Below are 20,292 nucleotides of genomic sequence, written 5' to 3' on the forward strand. Positions count from 1 at the left end.
CCTTTAACCGAGTTATGCCTTTTCATAACTTCTTCTACACAACGAAGTTTAAATTCACAATTGTACTTGACTTTTCTTTCCATAAAAATGCCCCCAAATAGTGTCTAACTTTTTGGGGGCAGTTCACAAAAAAGACAGCTCTTTTTTGTAAGCTTCGGAGAAGCGAAATGTTTATAGAACTTTAATAGTGCAAATGGAAAAAGCTCCAGCGGAGCGACATATTTAGAACATAAGATTTCGCTCCGCTGGAGCTTTATATTGTAAACATTTCTTATTTTCTATAAATATTTCGCTTCTCCGAAGCTCTATGTGTATTTTTATAATAAAAAGGAGCTATTTCGTATTGAAATAGCTCCTTTTCTGTTTTTAGCTTTATATGTAAATTACTTCACTTGGAAAGTAACTCTTCTCACGATCTGACGTGCCTCTTTAGAATTTTTGTTAACAGAAGTATCTTCTCCGTTAGCAATTACATTCAATCTTGATGCGTCAATTCCTGCATTAACCGCTACTTTTTTCACAGCCTCAGCTCTTTTTCTAGATAATTCAGTGTTGTAGTTTGAATTTCCAATTTCATCAGCATAACCAATAATATCAGCCGATTTTCCAGGATTGTTTTTTAAGTATTTCACTAAGAAATCTACCCCTGATAAAGATGCGTTTGTCGGTTTAGACGAGTTGAAGTCGAAATAAACGTTTACATAACCTCCGTTGATTAATTCTTCAACAGTATTGTTTGTAGCCGTTCCAGCGCCTTTCTTTTCGTAAGTTTTGTCTAAATAGCTTTCTAACTCATCTGGCACACCATTTTGATTCGTATCAATAGATTGTCCTTTTGTGTTAACAGCAACTCCTGCAATGCTATTTGGTTCTAAATCGTATAAATCAGCAACTCCATCTTTGTCTGAATCGATAAGACCAGTTTCGATTAAGTCCACTCTTTTTTCCAATTCACCAATTCTATCTTCTTCACCAATCCAGTCAGCATGTTTCTGGTTTTTTCCTAAGTAGAAAGTCAAACCAACAGAAGCATTCAATAAAACACCATCAAAAGAACCTGTTGATGTGTTACCCATTCCGTCAAAGTTCCAATTTTGTCTTCCGTTTACAATTCCAGTAAGGTCTCCTGTTAAAGCTACACGATCACTTAATCTAATTTGTCCAGTTAAACCAGCAATTCCGTGAGCCATGTAATCTTGTCCTCCAAATCCTGTTTCTGTACTAATTTGAGAAACTCCAAAACCACCATGCGCCAAAAGACCGATTGTATTTGTCCAAGTTTCAAAATTTAAAGCACGTCCAACGTTAACAACCCCTTGTAAACTTGCTCTAACATAACGGCTTTCAAAGTCTGGAGTGTCTTTTTTCTCTTTAAATTGGTCATAACCAACATCTAATTTTAAACCAAATTTTGGATTAAACATATATCTTACACCTAAATCTCCGTGAAAAAAGTTCAATGATTCAGTAGTATACCCTGGAGTCATTGTTCTGGTTGGTTTATTAACACCACCATTTAGTTCGATCGACCATTTGTTGTATTCTTGATCTACGCTAGGTTTGGTAGAAGTGGTAGCCATATTTTGAGCGCCTGCAGCAAATGATAGTAATAATAAGGATGCTGATACTAATTTCTTTTTCATGATATCAAAAATTAAATTGTTTTTATTTTAAACTCATGAACAAAATTAGAGGTCGAATCTTAGAATGCGTTGTATATGCCCTTACATAATTCCCATCTTTTGGCTTTTAATTATGTAAATACGTTAAAATAAGTACAATAGAAAGCATAAAAAAAGGACAAAATTCACATTTTGTCCTTTTGCTCTCCTGAAAAAGTATTAATTATTTCAAATCTGGTTGATAAATTTTAACAGATCCATCTCCTTCACTGCTTACTATTAATAAGCTTCTTTTTGTAGGACTTTTTGAAGCTGGAATGAATAATAAACCTTCTGGTGCATCACCTGTTTTTACAGTTTGTAAATACTGTGGAGAAGTTGGATTTGAAGCATCATAGACCATTAGCGCATCAGATCTTTCTAAACCAACAAATAAAATATTTTGAGTTCCCATTTTTGCTACAACTACAGCTTCTGGCTCAGAACCTTTGTCATCACTTCTTTTATCGTCGTATGTGCCAATTTCATTCGTCTTTTTGTCCACATCATTTTTACTGTCAAAAACAATTTTTCCAGTGTTTCCATTCCAAATAGAAAATGATCTTCCTCCAAAACTTACCATTTGATCCAGATCTCCATCTCCGTCAGTATCTCCCATATCTGTAACAAGGTTTAATCTGCCTAAATTAGTATCTAATTTTAAAGTAGCAGCATCTGGAAAAGCGGTTGCATCAAGTGTCATGTTTTTCATACGCTTCACATCAGAGTAAGCAGCGTATTCTCTTGCATCACCTTCGTTAGCAGTAACAAAATATGGAATATTATTTACTGTATAATGGCTGATAGCATCTGGCATATATAGACCTTTTACTTTCCATGGACTAAAGGCGATTTTATTATCACTATCGCTTACATCAATTGCATTCTCAGCAGTATTGTAATCTTTTAAGCCTAAAGGATAAATTGCTGTGATGGTTTTAGAAGTTAAATCTACTTTTGCAACGCCATTGTTTTCTTGTAGTGTCACCCAAGCAGTTTTAGAATCGTCCGAAATAGTAATATATTCTGGTTCGATATCTTGAGCGAAACTAGTTTTAGCAAATTTTGAAATTCTGAAGCCATCTTTTACCAATGCCGCAGCTTGACCGGCAAACGAGCTGAAATCTAAAGTTGTGACATTGTAAGTGCTAGTTTCAATAATAGAAATTGTTCCGTTTGGATCTTGAGAATAATCGGTATTTGGCTCGCCTTCGTTAGCTGTCATGATATATTTTCCATCTGGAGAAAAAGTAATCATATCTGGCAATGCACCTACTGTAACTTGTTTGATTAAACTGTAATCAGAAGTATTAAAGACTACTACTTTCCCGTTTCCTTGTTTGTTTACAGTAGATTCTAAAGCAACAGCCAATTTTCCGTCAAAAACAGAAACACTGTTCGCGGCACCTTCGTAAGCAACTAAATCAATTTTTCCTATTTTAAGAGGTTTTGTTGGATCAGCAATATCAATAACGTCAATTTGGTTTACACCGCTGTTGTTTACCGTAAAAAGCCTTTTTGTTTTCTCACAATAAGCAGAGATTTCTGCAGCAGCTTCTCCGCCAATTGTAATAGAACCAATTTCTTTAAAAGTTCCTGGGTTTTCGTTTACAACAACTTCTGGTTCGTTGTTCGAATTTTCATCATTGTTACAGCTTGCCAATATAAAAAGAACAGCTAATAATGAGATTGATAAATTTTTCATGTGTTAGTTTTTAGTTTTTGCAAAAGTAATTCTGGCCTCTCTGTTAAATATTAAGGCTGTATTATTTAATCTTTAACTTAATTTTTGCAGGATATTTTTTGTGAAATAACATACGATTTTGGTTCAAATGTTTTAAAATCCTAACGAATGCTTATCTTTGCACTTTCTAAATTAGAACGTATTTATGTCAACAGATAATAGAAGATTTCCAGCAGAATGGGAAAAACAACAAGGAATTGTATTGTGTTTTCCGCACAATGGTAACGATTGGCCAGGAAAATACGAAGCTGTTCAATGGGCTTTTGTAGAGTTTATTAAAAAAGTAGCGACTTTTGAAACTGTTTTTTTAGTGGTTGCCGATGAAAAGCTTAAAGAAAAAGTAGCCGATATGCTTGAAAGAGCTCGTGTAAACCTTAAAAACGTTTCTTATATTATTCATAAAACCAATAGAAGCTGGATGCGTGACTCGGGACCAATTATCGTAAAAAACGGTTCGAAAAGAGAAGCATTGAATTTTAATTTTAACGGCTGGGCAAAATATAAAAACTATCAGTTGGATAAATTTGTTCCTGGTAAAGTGGCAGATTTTATTGATGTTCCTTTAACTCAGGTGATGTACAAAGGAAAACCTGTAATTGTTGAGGGAGGAGCAATTGATGTAAACGGAAAAGGAACTTTACTAACTTCTGAAGAGTGTCTAATGCATCCAACAATTCAGGTGAGAAATTCTGGCTTTACTAAAGAAGATTATGAAGCCGTTTTTAAAGAATATCTTGGAGTTACCAATGTAATTTGGTTAGGAGATGGAATTGAAGGCGATGATACACATGGTCATATTGACGATTTATGCCGATTTGTAAATGAAGATACTATTGTTACGATTGTAGAAACAGATAAAAACGATTCAAACTACAAACCTTTGCAGGATAATTTGAAACGTTTGCAAAATGCAAAATTAGAAAACGGAAAAGCGCCAGTAATTGTAGCGTTACCAATGCCAAAACGTGTAGATTTTGAAGATTTACGTTTACCAGCAAGTTACGCAAACTTCTTGATTTTGAATAATTGTGTTTTAGTGCCAACATTTAACGATAGTAATGATCGAGTAGCTTTAAATATATTAGCAGAATGTTTCCCTGATCGCGAAGTAATCGGTATAAGTTGTATTGATTTTATTTGGGGATTCGGAACATTGCATTGTTTAAGTCAGCAGATTCCTGCATAAAAATAGTAGCCTTGGATTAAAAAAAATCACTTTGGTCTTTTTAATCTTCGATAAAATAATCAGATAGAGAGAGACTTTCTTATATTATTTGAGCTGTCACCAAAAGTGGCAGCTTTTTTTTGTTGTATATTTAACAGACAGATTTGCCGTGTGTACTAACATCCTTCTTATATTCGTATGTTCAATAATGCAGAAATGCAGATTTAATTTTATATGAAGAAAATATTTTTTATCCTTTCCGTGCTTTCTTCCGGAGTTCTTTTTTCACAGTCTGAGTCGCAGGAAAAACCAGAACTTACATTTGCGACCTACAATGTAAGTATGGAATCTGATAATTACTCTCCCAAAGGCGCAATGGGAAAATCGGAGCAGATATTGATTTATCAACTTAATTCAGGGCATAATACTCAAATCAGAAATATCGCCAAAATTATTCAGACCGTTAGGCCAGACGTTATTCTGCTAAACGAATTTGATTATATTAAAGACCCTGAACTTGGTGTGAAGGCGTTTATTAAAAATTATTTGAATGTGAGCCAAGGCGGAGCAACATCTATTGATTATCCTTACTACTATTATTCGACAGTGAATACGGGGCAGCCAAGTCCTTACGATTTGAACAATGATGGAAAGTTGGATAGTTTTGGAAATGATGCATGGGCATTTGGTATGTATCCTGGTCAATATGGAATGATGCTTTTGTCTAAATATCCTATTGATGTTAAGGCGGTTCGTACTTTTCAACATTTTAAGTGGAAAGATATGCCAGGAGCATTGCTTACCAAAAAAGCAGATGGATCGGATTGGTACAGTAAGAAAGCATGGAAGGAATTTCCATTATCTTCAAAATCTCACTGGGATGTCCCTGTACTGGTAGACAATGAAACGGTTCATGTTTTAGTCAGTCATCCAACTCCTCCTACTTTTGACGGTGCTGAAGATCGCAATGGGAAAAGAAATCATGATGAAATTCGATTCTGGAGAGATTATATTTCAGATAATTCAGCTTCGTACATTTATGATGATAAAGGTGTTAAAGGTGGTTTGTCTCCTAATTCTCGATTTGTTATAATGGGTGATCAAAACGCTTCACCAGTTGAAGGGGATGCTATTAGAGAAGGAATAAAGTCTTTAATAGACAGTCCGAAAATTAATAACGACTTTACGCCTGCTAGTAAAGGAGGTGCTGAATTTAGTCCTGAAAATCCTTTTGGAGTTAATCATACAGCCTTTTGGAGAATGAGAGCTGATTACGTATTGCCATCCAGACTTGGATTTAAGGTTGTCAACAGCAGTGTATTCTGGCCTGCCAAAGGCCAACCAATGTCGGAATTGGTTGAAAAACGCGAATCAAGTTCAGATCATCGTTTGGTTTGGATAAAGGTAGTTTTGGAATAAATAAAACTTTGCCTTTTAATTTACGAGATTAAATAAAGCATAAAAAAACCTTGGGATAACCAAGGTTTTTTGTTTTATATCTCTTCAGTTTTATCTGCTCTTCATTGTTTAATAAAAGGAGGTAACAATTGGCTAGAAACTTCTCCAAAACCAATTCTAACTTCCGTATTTTCACAGAATCCACGAATAATTACAGTGTCATTATCTTCGATAAATTTACGTTCGCTTCCGTCTTTTAGCTTCAATGGATTTTTTCCTCCCCAAGTTAATTCTAGCATAGAACCAAAACTATCAGGAGTTGGACCAGAAATTGTTCCAGAACCCATCATGTCGCCAGAGTTTACACGGCATCCATTAGAAGTATGATGCGCTAACTGCTGACTCATTGACCAGTATAAATATTTGAAGTTAGATCTTGAAACAATAGTTTCTTCTTCTTGATTTTCAGGCTTTAAGGAAACTTCTAAATGAATGTCAAAAGCTTTTTTTCCTTTGGTCTGCAAATACGGAAGTGGTGTTGGATCTTGTTTAGGTCCCTTTGTTCTAAAAGGCTCCAAAGCATCCATAGTCACAATCCAAGGTGAAATAGAAGTCGCAAAGTTCTTAGCTAAGAATGGTCCAAGTGGCACATATTCCCATTTCTGAATGTCGCGAGCACTCCAGTCATTTAGTAAAACCATTCCGAAAATATAATCTTCAGCTTCATAAGTTGAAATATTTTCGCCCATTACATTGACATCTGTTGTAATAAAAGCAGTCTCTAATTCAAAATCTACTAAACGTGAAGCACCAAAAACAGGCGTGTCGTGTCCAGCTGGCAAAGTTTGTCCCATCGGTCTGTGAACTGGAATTCCAGATGGTACAATGGTAGAACTTCTTCCATGATATCCAACCGGAATATGAAGCCAGTTGGGCAACAAAGCATTGTCTGGATCTCGGAACATTTTACCCACGTTTGTAGCGTGCTCTCTACTAGAATAAAAGTCGGTGTAATCACCAATTAAAACAGGAAGTTGCATCTCTACATCTTCAATTTTAAATATAACAATATCTCTATGTTTTGTTGAATCTCTTAATTGTGGATTAGTTTCGTCGAATATATCTGCAATACGATTTCGAACTAAACGCCATGTTTTTTTTCCGTCAGAAATAAAATCATTTAGCGTATCCTGCATAAACATATCATCGGTTAATTCTATTCCTTCAAAATAGTTTAATTGCTGTAAAGCACCTAAATCTATGGCGTAATCGCCAATTCGCGTTCCTACGGTAACGACATTTTCTTTAGTAAGAAATACACCGAAAGGAATATTCTGAATGGGGAAGTCGCTATTTTCTGGCACTTCTAACCATGATTTTCTACTGGTATCGTTGGCAGTTATTGGCATGTTTAATGTTAATTATTTGTTGAAAAATTACTTGTCAAATATATCATAATCTAGCAGTTTGACAAACGTTTTTTTGTATTTTTGCGTGAAATTAACGAAAAACAAAAAAATGCAACGCGACGAACAAATTTTTGATCTTATCCAAGAGGAGAAAGAAAGACAAATTCACGGACTAGAGCTTATTGCTTCTGAGAATTTTGTAAGTGATGAAGTAATGGCAGCAGCAGGGTCTGTTTTAACTAATAAATATGCTGAAGGTTATCCTGGTAAAAGATACTACGGCGGTTGTGAAGTAGTTGACGTTATTGAGCAAATTGCTATTGACAGAGCTAAAGAATTATTTGGCGCTGAATATGCAAACGTACAGCCTCACTCAGGTTCTCAAGCAAACACAGCTGTTTATCACGCTTGTTTGAATCCTGGTGATACGATTTTAGGTTTTGACTTATCTCACGGAGGTCACTTAACTCATGGTTCTCCAGTAAACTTCTCAGGACGTTTATACCGTCCAGTTTTCTACGGTGTAGATGCTGAAACTGGTCGTTTAGATTATGATAAAATTCAAGAAATTGCAACTAAAGAACAGCCAAAATTAATTATCGCTGGAGCTTCGGCTTATTCTCGTGATATGGATTTTGCTCGTTTCAGACAAATTGCTGACAGCGTAGGAGCGATCTTATTTGCTGATATTTCTCACCCAGCTGGTCTTATCGCAAAAGGATTATTAAGTGATCCAATTCCACATTGTCATATTGTTTCTACAACAACTCACAAAACATTAAGAGGACCACGTGGAGGTCTTATTTTAATGGGGAAAGATTTCCCGAATCCACAAGGATTAACAACTCCAAAAGGAGAAATCAGAATGATGTCTTCATTATTAGATCTAGCTGTTTTTCCAGGAAATCAAGGTGGACCTTTAATGCACATTATCGCTGCTAAAGCGGTTGCTTTTGGTGAAGCTCTTAAAGATGAGTTCTTTACTTATGCAATGCAATTACAAAAAAATGCAAATGCAATGGCTGACGCTTTCGTAAAAAGAGGTTACAACATTATCTCTGGCGGAACTGACAACCACATGATGCTTATTGACTTAAGAAATAAAAATATTTCTGGTAAAGAAGCTGAAAACGCATTAGTGAAAGCTGAAATTACAGTAAACAAAAACATGGTTCCTTTTGATGATAAATCTCCATTTATCACTTCTGGAATTCGTGTTGGAACAGCTGCAATCACAACTCGTGGTTTAGTTGAAAAAGATATGGAAACTATCGTAGCTTTAATCGATAAAGTTCTTACTGATCATACAAATGAGGATGTTATTGAAGAAGTTGCTGAAGAAGTAAACGAATTAATGAGCGAAAGACCAATTTTTGCGTATTAGTTAGTTTAAAGTTTAAGGTTTCAAGTTTAAAGTTTTGTAATGCGTAAATAAACGTATTATGAAACTTTAAACTTTTTTTTCGTTTAGAAAAGAAACTTGAAACCTTAAACAAAATAAACCTAAAACAAGTTAAAAGACATGGGCGTATTAAGATTACAATTGCCAACCGACCCAAGATGGGTAAATATTGTTGAGAAAAACATTGAAGAAATCTTGACAGATCACGCTTGGTGCGAACAGAAAGCAGCAACAAACGCGATTACGATTATTACGAATAATTCGGAGCATCAAGATTTAGTAAAAGATTTATTGGCTTTGGCCAAAGAAGAAATAGATCATTTTGAACAGGTTCATAATATCATCATCAAAAGAGGACTAAAACTAGGACGTGAGCGTAAAGATGATTACGTAAACGAATTATACCAATACATGAAAAGAAGCGGAGATGGAAGCCGTGTTTCTGGACTTGTAGAAAGATTATTATTCTCCGCAATGATCGAAGCTAGAAGCTGTGAACGCTTTAAAGTGCTTTCTGAAAATATTAAAGACGAAGAATTAGCCGTTTTCTACAGAGAATTAATGGAAAGCGAAGCAGGACATTATACCACTTTTATCACATACGCTCGTAAATACGGCAAAGGAATAGACGTTGAAAAACGCTGGAGAGAATGGTTGGCTTTCGAAGAATCAATTATTACCAATTACGGAAAAGGAGAGACTATTCACGGGTAGTTTTTTTAGTGTTCAGTGTTCAGGTTTTTTAGTATTCAGTCGCGGTCACAGTCACAGATCTCAGTTTTTACGTTTGTCACGTTGAGCGAAGTCGAAACGCGTTCCAATTAGAAACTTTGTGAATCTCCGTGATATCTTTGTGAATCTTTGTGGAATTAAAAACAGCTTTCTCAAACACAAGTCAGTAATTGTTCACAAGTTCAAGCTTTTGTTAATCTAAAATCTACCATCTAAATTCTAAAATTCCTTACATTTGAGAGTAATCAAAATCTCGAACTATGAGAATAGAAATGGACCTGAAATTAGGATTTAAGGATGTAATGTTTAGACCTAAGAGATCAACGCTCAAAAGCAGATCTGAAGTTTCGCTAGAACAAAATTTCAAATTTTTGCACAGTACAGCAAGCTGGACAGGAATTCCAATAATGGCTGCCAATATGGATACGGTTGGAACTTTTGAAATAGCGAAAGTTTTAGCAAAAGAAAAACTCTTTACGGCCATTCATAAACATTACACTTTAGAAGAATGGAATGTATTTCTAAAGAACGTAAATCCAGATTTTTACGATTATATTGCCGTAAGCACAGGAACAGGAAAAGAAGATTTTGAGAAAGTAGGAGCAATAATTACTGCAAATCCGTTATTGAAATTTATTTGTATTGATGTTGCAAACGGTTATTCGGAACATTTTGTTCAATTTTTGAAGAAAACCCGTAAACAATATCCCGATAAAATTATTATTGCAGGAAATGTAGTCACAGGCGAAATGACCGAAGAACTTTTGTTGGCTGGTGCCGATATTGTAAAAGTTGGAATTGGTCCAGGTTCTGTTTGTACAACTCGTGTTAAAACAGGTGTTGGTTATCCGCAATTATCTGCAATTATTGAATGTGCCGATGCCGCTCACGGTTTAGGCGGTCATATTATCAGCGATGGCGGCTGTTCAACTCCTGGTGATGTTGCCAAAGCTTTTGGTGCTGGAGCAGACTTTGTAATGTTGGGAGGAATGCTCGCAGGACACACAGAAAGTGGTGGTGAGCTAATAGAAGTAAAAGGCGAAAAATTCAAACAATTTTACGGAATGAGTTCTAAAACTGCCATGGATAAACATTCTGGAGGCGTTGCAGAATACAGAGCAAGCGAAGGAAAAACAGTTCAAGTTCCGTTTAAAGGAGATGTGATTCACACTGTTTTAGATATATTAGGCGGAATAAGAAGTACTTGCACTTATGTAGGAGCTTCAAGATTAAAAGAATTGACTAAACGAACGACTTTCATCCGCGTAAGCGAGCAAGAAAATCAAGTTTTTACAAAATAAATATGATTAAAATTACCGAAGCATTTGTTGAAGATATTGCTAAAATTCAAGAAATAGCGCACATAACTTGGCCGATTACGTATGGCGAAATTTTAACAAAAGAGCAACTGGATTATATGTTGGATTTGATTTATTCTGATGAAGCATTATCAAAACAAATCCAGAATAAAGAGCAACTGTATTATTTGATTTCAGATTCTAATGCTGTAATCGGATTTATTGGAATTGAGCATCATTATAAAAGCGAAGCGATTACCAAAATCCATAAAATTTATCTTTTACCAGAAACGCAAGGAAAAGGTTATGGTAAAATTGTTTTTGAAGAAATTGCAAAAATGGCTTTAGAGAATAATTCAAAAGAGCTTTTATTAAACGTAAATCGCTTTAATACGGCATTAAATTTCTATAAAAAGCTAGGTTTTGATATCAAAGAAACGGTTGATATAGAAATTGGAAATGGATATTTAATGGAAGATTATGTGATGGGGAAAAAGTTAAACGTTTAATTGTAATATTCGATTTTTCGTTCCATAACCAAAGTTGGTATTCCTTCTTTTTTATTATCTAAAAATACATTACATTTTATCCAATTGTTGTAATTGTCATATTCATAGCTGTAAAAGAAATGCTTTGAAAAAAAAGTTTGTTCAGGATATTCGGGAATGAATTCTTTTTCAATTTCATCTCCTCCTTTGTTAAAAGTTTTTATTGTATTACTAGTATTCTCTCTTGTTTTATCGGCCGAATAATATTTTACTTTTTCAATATAATCTTCTGTAGAATTATAAAGGTATTCTTCACTAGAGGCTATATTTCCTTCTACATCATAAAATTGTACTTGTGAAATTCTTCCTTTTAAATCATATTTATATTTTACTTGTGTTTCTTCAAATTCTGATCCATATTTCTGAATGATTTTTTGAGAAATTATTTGATCTTTTTCATTGTACAGATATATTTTCTTGGTATCAAAATCTCCAAGTTTATAACTTTTTGAAAAATGATCGGTTGATGTTTTAATATAAGTTATTTCTTCTTTAATTCTGTTATTACTGTCAAAATTATATTTATAAATATATTGAAGTTGGGGTTTGATTTCAGTATTTATTGTTGCGGTTGTCTCGGATTCTTCAGAAGAAGAGTATGTATTATTGGCTTGAATTAAGAGATAATAATCGTTTATTGGAAAATACTTTTTGTTATATGATTTATATTTTTCTTTGTTTTTTCTATCAATAGAATCATAATCAATATAATTGACATATATTGCTTTTAAATTCAAAGGAGTGTCTTTTTTTACTAAAAGATCAACGATATTAATTTTTCCATAACCATTTTTATCAAGGTCTAAATATAAATATTTGTAAAAAGACGCATTATGTTGTAAAAATATATAATTCTTAACGCCAAGGGATAAGTTTTCATCAATTTGCGAATAATAGACTTGTGATGATTTAACAGGGCCTTTAAGATTTGCTTCTGATTTTTGATTGTATAAGGTGTTACGCTTTTCAATGTTTTGTGCGTTTGTAATAAATGAAAATAAAATTAAATTTAGAAAACAGTATTTTATAATAAACTTCATAGATAATATTTTTTAATTTTTGTCAGCTATTATCACATCATGCTTAAATAATAATCCTTTCACTTCATTCAAAGAAAAAACAGCTTTTTTCAATTTCGTTTTAGAAGGATCGATAGTATAATTATAACTCGTTTTAAAATCGGCTTTATTGGCGATGGCTTTGTTGAATTCAGAACGGTATAAATCACAATTATCGAAAATTACGCCAGTTAAATCAGCGGCCATAAAATCTACCGCTATTAAACTGCAATTGATAAACGGAGTTCCTTTTAATTTTAAAGTATAAAACTTAGAAAAGTCAAGGATGCAATCATTAAAGCGAACTTCAAAAATAAGCTTGTCACACATGGCAAAATTCACTTCTTTAATTTCGCAACGATTAAAAGTTACGGTTCTAAAAGCGACATAATTAATTTTTGCTTCACTGAAAATACAGTCATTAAAAACACAATCGATAAAAGTAACAGCTAGAAAAGTGCAAGCAGAGAAGTTACAATTGTTAAAAACACAGCATTCGAAGTCTTTAAAATTAAGATCATCTTTGGCGTAAACAATCGTATTGTATTCTTTATCAAGAAAATATTCGCTTTCTTTTTTCAACCTTTTTCGATAATTATTTGAAGGTGAAAAGGTAATAATTTACCATAGAAAAATGCGAACAAATTATAAATGATTTTGATTCCATTCTCATTTTTAATCCATAAAATGCTGTAGCTTTACACTTATTTTTTAAGTTAAAACATATCAATTTTTATTATATGGAACCAACAAGAAAGGAACATGATTTTTTAGGAGAATTAGAAATTCCGAATCATTTATACTACGGAATCCAGACTTTTAGAGCTGTAGAGAATTTCAACATCACAGGAATTCCAATTTCAAAAGAACCTTTATTTATCAAAGCTTTAGGATATGTAAAAAAGGCTGCAGCTTTAGCCAACAAAGATTGTGGCGCTATTGATGCAAAAATAGCAGAAGCAATCTGTTACGGAAGCGATCAGGTTATTGGTGGTAAATTTGATCAAGAATTTGTGAGCGATTTAATTCAGGGCGGTGCAGGAACTTCTGTAAACATGAATGCAAACGAAGTTATTGCCAATATCGGACTTGAATATTTAGGTCATAAAAAAGGAGAATACAATTTCCTTCATCCCAATAATCATGTAAACTGTTCTCAGTCTACTAACGATGCATATCCATCGGCATTTAGAATTGCATTGTACTTGAAAATGGAAACTTTTATTAAAACTTTAGCTGGTCTAGAAGTTGCTTTCGCTAAAAAAGGCGAGGAGTTTAAAGAAGTTTTAAAAATGGGAAGAACACAATTGCAAGATGCAGTTCCTATGACTTTAGGACAAGAGTTTAAAGCTTACGCGACAACAATTGGCGAAGATATTCAGCGTTTGAAAAATGCTCAGGAATTATTGTTGGAAATTAATATGGGCGCAACAGCGATTGGAACAAAAGTAAATGCTCCAGAAGGTTATCCAGAAATCTGCGTAAAATATTTGGCAGATGAGGTTGGAATTCCTTTAACGCTTTCTCCAGATTTGATTGAAGCAACGGTAGACACAGGCGCTTACGTTCAGATTATGGGAACATTAAAACGTTCTGCGGTTAAGATTTCTAAAATCTGTAATGATTTACGTTTATTAAGTTCAGGCCCAAGAACGGGTTTAAACGAGATTAATCTTCCGGCGCGTCAGCCAGGATCTTCAATTATGCCAGGAAAAGTAAATCCGGTAATTCCAGAAGTGGTAAATCAGACTTGTTTTTATGTGATTGGGCAAGATTTAACGGTTACAATGGCAGCAGAAGCAGGACAATTGCAATTGAATGTAATGGAGCCTGTTATTGCTTTTGCGATGTTTACTTCGTTAGATTATCTTTCAAATGCGATTCAGACTTTAATTGATAAATGCATCAACGGAATTACTGCAAACGTTGATCATTGCTATAATATGGTTATGAATAGTATCGGAATTGTAACCCAATTGAATCCGATTATTGGTTACGAAGAAAGTGCAAGTATTGCTGGAGAAGCGTTAAAAACGGGTAAAAGCGTGCATCAAATCGCTGTTTTAGAACGAAAACTAATTACACAGGAAAAATGGGATGAGATTTATTCTTTAGAAAATCTAATTCATCCAAAATTTATCACTAAATAAAAATAACAATACTATAAATTAAAGCCGTCAAATTTATTTTTGACGGCTTTTTTTGTTAAAATATTTTTGAATTAATTAGTTTAAGTTTGTAAGATGTTGAAAATAAGACTTATATTTACAAGAGGATTGAATCTCGTTTCCTAAAACAAAACTTTGTAATGGTGATTTTTTTAAAAAATAATGCCGGTCAATACAAGTCTAAAATCTTAGGATTATTACTTCTTATTTCTTTTAATTTATCTGCTCAAGAGGAAATTAAAAATCCTGAAATTAAAACTCCAACAATCTGTCCTCCTAAAACATTATTTGATCTTTTTAAGAAAGATGACGATGCTTTGGTTGTTAAACCCACAAAGAACAATTTCTTTTTATTAATTCCCGCAATTGGTTCACAGCCTGCAACGGGTTTCTTTTTTGGCGCTGTGGCTCAGTATACCTTTAAAGGAAAAGAAGAAAAAGACAAATATTCAATTGCCAACGTAGGAATTACTTATACGGTAAAAAATCAGTGGCTGGTTAACATTAAAAACAATATTCTGCTGAAGAATAATAAAATCTTTTTGAGTGGAGATTATCGATTGTACTTATTTTCGCAACCTAATTATGGTTTAGGAACCGATATTATTCCGCCCAGACGTGACCGCCCGCCAGGGTTTAGTGTAGATTCTCTTGCTCAGGCAATGGATTACAATTATTTGAAGTTCCATCAAACAGTTTCTTTTGAGGTCAAAGAGAACTACTATGTCGGAGGGGGTATAAATATTGACTGGTACTCAAGGATACAAGATGAGGAATTGGATGTTGCAAACGGAAAATATACTTATCATTACAATTACAGCCAAAAATACGGATTTGATAATTCTGAATATTTTTTAAATGGAGTTAGCCTGAATCTGGTTCATGATTCTCGTGATAATCAAGTAAATGCGTCAAAAGGCTGGTTTGCCAACATAAATTATAGATTTAATCCTGTTCTATTTAATAATCAGGATTATAGCAATGTTCTATTTGCAGAATACCGTCATTTTATTCCTGTTTCTCATAAAAATCCGCATTATATTTTAGCTATTTGGACATACGGGCAATTTGTGACCAGAGGAAAAGTTCCGTATTTAAATCTTCCTGCAATTGGCTGGGATCAGCGTAGTAGGAGCGGAGAAGGGTATACACAGGGATTATTTAGAGGAAATGGGTTGATTTATTTGTCTACAGAATTTAGGTTTCCCATTACATGCAATCAATTGTTAAGCGGTACGGTTTTTACCAATTTTGTAACCGCCAGTAATTCTGATAATGATTTAAAATTATTCAAATCGATACAACCAGCGGCTGGTGTTGGTTTGAGAATCTTAATTGATAAAGCTTCCAAAACAAATCTGATTTTGGATTATGCTTGGGGGAACAATTCTAAAGGATTCTATTTGAATGCTGGAGAGACTTTTTAATCTCAAAAATTAGGAATCAGAAACTTTAAGTGCAAAATAATATCAAAAAGCAGACTATCGTGTCTGCTTTTTTGATTCTTCATAATTAAATCATAATTTGTATTGATGTGCCAAATTATGTTAAATTGTATTCTTATTTTTGTTGTATATACAAACTTCTTAAGATGAAATTACTTATAGTTGAAGACGAACCAAATCTATTATCAATATTAAGAAAAGGATTTGCAGAAAATAATAATGAAGTAAGCGTTGCAATGGACGGTAAAACGGCTATGGAGATGATTCATAATTATACCTTCGATGTAGTGATTTTGGATGTTATGCTTCCTGATGTTAATGGAATTGAAATTTGCAGAAGACTTCGCGCAGCAAAAAACTTTGTGCCAATTTTACTTTTAACAGCTTTAGGAACTTCAGAAAACATTGTAACAGGATTAAATGCTGGTGCCGATGATTATTTGGTTAAGCCTTTTAAATTTGGCGAATTAGATGCCAGAGTAAATGCGCTGTACAGAAGATCGCAACAGGAAACAGAAAAAATAGATACCATCACAATTGCTGATTTAGAAATAAACGGACGCGCCAAAACCGTTAAAAGAGATGGAGAAAACATCATTTTAACCGCCAAAGAATTCAAACTTTTATATTATTTGGCTAAAAACACAGGCAGAATCGTATCGCGCGATCAGATTTTGGATAATGTTTGGGATATTAATTTTGATATGAATACCAACGTTGTTGATGTCTATATTACATACTTAAGAAGAAAGATAGATAAGCCTTATTCGTCTAAACTTATTCATACCATGAAAGGTTTGGGGTATGTTATAAAACCATAATATGGATATTAGAAAAAAAATTACTTTTAATTACGTTGCTCTTTCTACCTTCAGTACTTCGTTATTGTGTATCATCGTGTTTTTCTTATTTAGAGAAAACAATCGATATCATTTTTTGAAGCGTCTGGATGATAGAGCAAAAATTGTTTCTTCTATTCATTTTCAAAAGGACCCAGAAAAGATCAAATATTACAAGAACCTTAAAAAGAATGGTCTTGAAGAATTGATCGAGGAAGAAGAATATGTATTGAAAATAAACAGCCACAATAGTTTTGATTACAATACCAATCTAAATCTTCCAAATTCTTTTTATACCAATATTTTAAGAACAGGAAAAGATTCTTTTGAAAGAGATAACAAATATTATTTAGGACAGATTTTTCAAGAAAACAATCAAAAATATATTGTAATTGTTGGCGCGAGAGATCGAAAAGGAAAAGATACGACCGTTTATATCGTTAAAATTATGCTTTTTGGCGGAATCGGTTTTGTGATTCTGGCTTTTCTTTTAGGGCGATTTTTAGCAAAACGTGTTGTCGATCCGGTGGCAAGAATTACAAAAGAAGTAAAAAGAATTAGTGCTTCTAATCTTCATAATCGTTTGCCTGAAGTTAAAAATTCTGATGAAATTTCAGATTTGACCAATACTTTTAATAATATGCTGGATCGTTTGGAAACGTCTTTTGAAATCCAAGCCAACTTTATTAATAATGCCTCTCACGAATTAAAAACGCCAATTACAACTATTATTGCCGAAGCAGAAATTATGCTGCTGAAAGAAAGAGAGCAACAAGAATATATAGAGTCGCTGCAAAACATCTACAGTCAGGCTTCAAGATTAGGAAATTTGACGGAAAGCTTGCTGAAATTGACTCAAACGGGTTATGACGGACAAAAACAAGTGTCTGATATTGCTCGAATGGATGAATTGTTATTGGATGTAAAATCAGATTTGGATAAAATTTATCCAGACAATCGCGTAAGCATTAGACTTAATTTTGCTCCAGAAGATTCTAATCTATTATTGCTGCCATGCAATAAACCGCTTTTAGAATTGGCAATCAATAATATTATTACCAATGGTGTAAAGTATTCTGATAACAATGAAGTGTTTGTGAGTCTTTCTGCTAATAAAGAAATGATTAAAATATCGATTAATGATATCGGAATCGGAATTCCGCCTGAGGATATTCCGCATTTGTACGAGCCTTTCTTTAGAGGTAAAATCGCTGCCAAGTATATAGGATATGGTTTGGGACTTCCGTTAGCATCTAAAATCATTAGAATGCATGATGGCGAACTTCAAGTGCAATCGGAGCAAAATAAAGGAACAATTGTCACGATTATCTTTAAAAAAGGCAACATTAAAAAATCTAATGTTTAATTTTAGAAAATTCTAATTTTAGATTAATTAAGGTCTAATTTGCGGACAGTTATTTTGTAAGTATAAACTAAAAGATGTACTTATGAAAAACTTTCTTATACCTACGACTTTAAAAGATGATACAATCTCTGCTGTTAAATCTGCGGTGAATCAGTCCAAAAATACGGAATCAGAAATTATTTTAGTATTAGTTTCAGAAGCGCCCGATACGTTTTCTTCTTCTGGTTTTTTGAGAGAAATGAAATCTGGACTTACCAGAAGTCAGGAAGAAGTTCTAGAAACCTGCCGCTATATTGTTGAACACACTTCAAACATAAAATTAAAAGTCCACAACCAATACGGACTTTCAGCACCGATTTTTAAAAGGCTAATTGAAGCTTTTTCAGTCAAATTGGTCATTCTTACCCATTCTTATAAACAAGAAACCAAAAGAATTCATCAGTATTTGGTGCAATTGGCAGGAAATCAGAAATGCCCAATTCTACATTTAAGCACAGAGATTAATAAAGAAGTTTTCCATAAAGCACTTTACGTAGAAAATTCTAGTATGAACATTCATGTAAAAGATGTTCAAGATTTTTTGAGCGCCAATTTCTCTTTTGAGATTGTAAGTCAAACTGCCAGTTTTGAAGACGACTACGAAAAAGTCGCTCCATTCTTATCAGAAGCCATTTCTAAACATAATATTGATATGTTGGTAGAAACCAGAAAAGGCGAAAAAATCAAATTTAAAAAATCGAAAAAAGAAAATGTCAATGAAAAACTAGGTCTTCCTGTTCTTTCATTGTACGAAGAGATGGTTTGATTTCTGAGATTCTAAGTTCCTAAGACACTAAGTCTCTAAGCTTTTTAATTCTTAGCATCTTAGAAACTTAGAATCTTAGCCTCTTAAAGAATATTAATTTAATTTAAAACCGAAAATATGTTATTAAAGAAAAGAATACCAATGAAGTACGTTCTCGGGAAAATTAAAGTAGAAATTGTATTGGTATTAGCATATACCATACTATTTGAGATTTTTCATCATTATTTCATCAATCTTCCTGTAGATATCCCGATTGCTATTCCGACCATGATTGGAACCATAATTTCCTTACTGTTAGCTTTTAAATCAAATCAAGCTTATGACAGATGGTGGGAGGCACGAATTGTTTGGGGCGCTGTTGTAAACGACTCCAGAACTTTGATTCGTCAGGTTTTAACGTTTTACGAAGATCCAGATTTCTCTGTTGGAGCAAGCGAATTCAAAGAAAATTTTGCTAAAAGGCAAATTGCTTGGTGTTACAGTTTAGGTCAGTCACTTCGAAATAGAGATGCAATACAACCAATTGAAGGCTTAATTAGCGAAGAAGAAATCAGATACATCAAAAATCATCAAAACGTTCCAAATGCAATTTTGATGCTACATGCAAGAGATTTACGAACTGCTAAAAACGAAAAGAAAATTAACATGTATCAGCAAGTTGAAATCGATAATACTCTGTCTAGATTATGTGATGAAATGGGGAAATGTGAGCGAATTAAAAATACGATTTTCCCAACAACCTACAGTATGTACATTAGATTGACTTTGTGTTTGTTCATTTTTCTATTGCCTTTCGGACTAACGAGCGTTTTAAGCTGGTTTGCAATTCCGTTGATTACTGCTATTGGAGCTGCTTTCTTTTTGATCGAAAGAATGGCGATTCATTTGCAAGATCCGTTTGAAAACAGACCAACAGATACTCCAGTTACTGCAATTGCAAATACAATTGAAAAAAATATTAAACAAATGCTAAACGAATATCAAAGCGAATTTGATATCCTGAAAGAATTTGATTTAAAAGACGAGCCTAAGAAAGTCGAAAAAGACGCTTATTTTGTCTTATAACTAATTAATTTTGGTCTGCTTTTAATTGTTGGCTGGACAGTGTGTAGTTGCGCTGTCCAGTTTTTTTATTGTTATTTTGAAGCAATAAGGCACAAAAATATTTTAAATATAGCCAGCGGTTTCAACCGCTGGAACGCAAAGAATGGTAAAACCCACTATGTGTTCCCGTGGTTGAAACCACGAGCTATG

The 20,292-nt window shown here is 33.7% G+C and carries 17 protein-coding genes; 12 read left to right on the forward strand and 5 right to left on the reverse strand.

What is annotated here, in order from left to right; genetic code table 11:
* Positions 1-383: 383 nt before the first annotated feature.
* Both ACFO3N_RS18490 and ACFO3N_RS18495 read right to left on the reverse strand, forming a co-directional pair.
* Entirely contained in the window at positions 384-1,643 is a 1,260-nt protein-coding gene (locus tag ACFO3N_RS18490) for an OmpA family protein (RefSeq protein WP_379800217.1), read from the reverse strand.
* A 202-nt stretch (positions 1,644-1,845) separates the two neighbouring features.
* Positions 1,846-3,366: a choice-of-anchor I family protein gene (locus ACFO3N_RS18495; RefSeq protein ID WP_379800219.1), complete on the reverse strand. Its 1,521-nt coding sequence runs from the start codon at positions 3,364-3,366 to the stop codon at positions 1,846-1,848.
* A 184-nt stretch (positions 3,367-3,550) separates the two neighbouring features.
* On the opposite strand from ACFO3N_RS18495, the gene ACFO3N_RS18500 reads away from it, so the two are divergent.
* Both ACFO3N_RS18500 and ACFO3N_RS18505 read left to right on the forward strand, forming a co-directional pair.
* Positions 3,551-4,591, forward strand: coding sequence for an agmatine deiminase family protein (locus ACFO3N_RS18500; RefSeq protein WP_379800221.1), 1,041 nt, complete (start codon positions 3,551-3,553; stop codon positions 4,589-4,591).
* 213 nt (positions 4,592-4,804) lie between these two features.
* Positions 4,805-5,989, forward strand: a complete 1,185-nt coding sequence (locus ACFO3N_RS18505) for an endonuclease/exonuclease/phosphatase family protein (protein ID WP_379800223.1) — start codon at positions 4,805-4,807, stop codon at positions 5,987-5,989.
* 101 nt (positions 5,990-6,090) lie between these two features.
* Here the strand turns inward: ACFO3N_RS18505 and fahA are convergent, their stop codons facing one another.
* On the reverse strand, positions 6,091-7,377 hold the full coding sequence (gene fahA, locus ACFO3N_RS18510; RefSeq protein ID WP_379800225.1) for a fumarylacetoacetase: 1,287 nt from the start codon (positions 7,375-7,377) through the stop codon (positions 6,091-6,093).
* A 109-nt stretch (positions 7,378-7,486) separates the two neighbouring features.
* On the opposite strand from fahA, the gene glyA reads away from it, so the two are divergent.
* The 4 genes from glyA (at position 7,487) to ACFO3N_RS18530 (ending at position 11,318) form a co-directional block, all read left to right on the forward strand.
* Positions 7,487-8,761 carry a serine hydroxymethyltransferase gene (gene glyA, locus ACFO3N_RS18515; RefSeq protein ID WP_379800227.1) on the forward strand — a complete coding sequence of 425 codons (1,275 nt, stop codon included), beginning with the start codon at positions 7,487-7,489 and terminating at the stop codon, positions 8,759-8,761.
* 138 nt (positions 8,762-8,899) lie between these two features.
* Positions 8,900-9,493: a MiaE family protein gene (locus ACFO3N_RS18520; RefSeq protein ID WP_379800229.1), complete on the forward strand. Its 594-nt coding sequence runs from the start codon at positions 8,900-8,902 to the stop codon at positions 9,491-9,493.
* A 278-nt stretch (positions 9,494-9,771) separates the two neighbouring features.
* On the forward strand, positions 9,772-10,812 hold the full coding sequence (locus tag ACFO3N_RS18525) for a GMP reductase (protein WP_379800231.1): 1,041 nt from the start codon (positions 9,772-9,774) through the stop codon (positions 10,810-10,812).
* Between the two features lie 2 nt (positions 10,813-10,814).
* On the forward strand, positions 10,815-11,318 hold the full coding sequence (locus ACFO3N_RS18530; RefSeq protein ID WP_379800233.1) for a GNAT family N-acetyltransferase: 504 nt from the start codon (positions 10,815-10,817) through the stop codon (positions 11,316-11,318).
* On the opposite strand, the gene ACFO3N_RS18535 is transcribed toward ACFO3N_RS18530, so the two are convergent.
* Positions 11,315-12,397: a hypothetical protein gene (locus tag ACFO3N_RS18535; RefSeq protein ID WP_379800236.1), complete on the reverse strand. Its 1,083-nt coding sequence runs from the start codon at positions 12,395-12,397 to the stop codon at positions 11,315-11,317. The genes ACFO3N_RS18530 and ACFO3N_RS18535 overlap by 4 nt on opposite strands.
* Positions 12,398-12,409: 12 nt before the next feature.
* A complete protein-coding gene (locus ACFO3N_RS18540; protein ID WP_379800238.1) occupies positions 12,410-12,997 on the reverse strand; it encodes a pentapeptide repeat-containing protein in 588 nt (195 codons plus the stop codon).
* 158 nt (positions 12,998-13,155) lie between these two features.
* Between ACFO3N_RS18540 and aspA the strand changes: the two genes are divergently transcribed.
* From aspA to ACFO3N_RS18570, 6 genes are all read left to right on the forward strand, one after another.
* Positions 13,156-14,565 (forward strand): aspartate ammonia-lyase, encoded by a 1,410-nt coding sequence (gene aspA / locus ACFO3N_RS18545; protein ID WP_379800240.1) that lies wholly within the window; start codon positions 13,156-13,158, stop codon positions 14,563-14,565.
* A gap of 158 nt (positions 14,566-14,723) precedes the next feature.
* The gene (locus ACFO3N_RS18550) at positions 14,724-16,010 is read left to right on the forward strand and encodes a BamA/TamA family outer membrane protein (protein ID WP_379800242.1); all 1,287 of its coding nucleotides are present in this window, start codon (positions 14,724-14,726) and stop codon (positions 16,008-16,010) included.
* Positions 16,011-16,174: 164 nt separating this feature from the next.
* Complete coding sequence (locus ACFO3N_RS18555) at positions 16,175-16,849, forward strand: response regulator transcription factor (RefSeq protein ID WP_250835739.1); 675 nt, start codon at positions 16,175-16,177, stop codon at positions 16,847-16,849.
* Position 16,850: 1 nt separating this feature from the next.
* Positions 16,851-18,233, forward strand: coding sequence for a HAMP domain-containing sensor histidine kinase (locus ACFO3N_RS18560; RefSeq protein ID WP_248726433.1), 1,383 nt, complete (start codon positions 16,851-16,853; stop codon positions 18,231-18,233).
* Between the two features lie 82 nt (positions 18,234-18,315).
* A complete protein-coding gene (locus ACFO3N_RS18565) occupies positions 18,316-19,038 on the forward strand; it encodes a hypothetical protein (RefSeq protein WP_095927632.1) in 723 nt (240 codons plus the stop codon).
* Positions 19,039-19,155: 117 nt separating this feature from the next.
* A complete protein-coding gene (locus tag ACFO3N_RS18570) occupies positions 19,156-20,103 on the forward strand; it encodes a bestrophin family protein (protein ID WP_379800245.1) in 948 nt (315 codons plus the stop codon).
* The last annotated feature ends 189 nt before the right edge of the window (positions 20,104-20,292 follow it).

The sequence above is a fragment of the Flavobacterium chungangensis genome, from assembly GCF_042654045.1.
Classification (GTDB): domain Bacteria; phylum Bacteroidota; class Bacteroidia; order Flavobacteriales; family Flavobacteriaceae; genus Flavobacterium; species Flavobacterium chungangensis.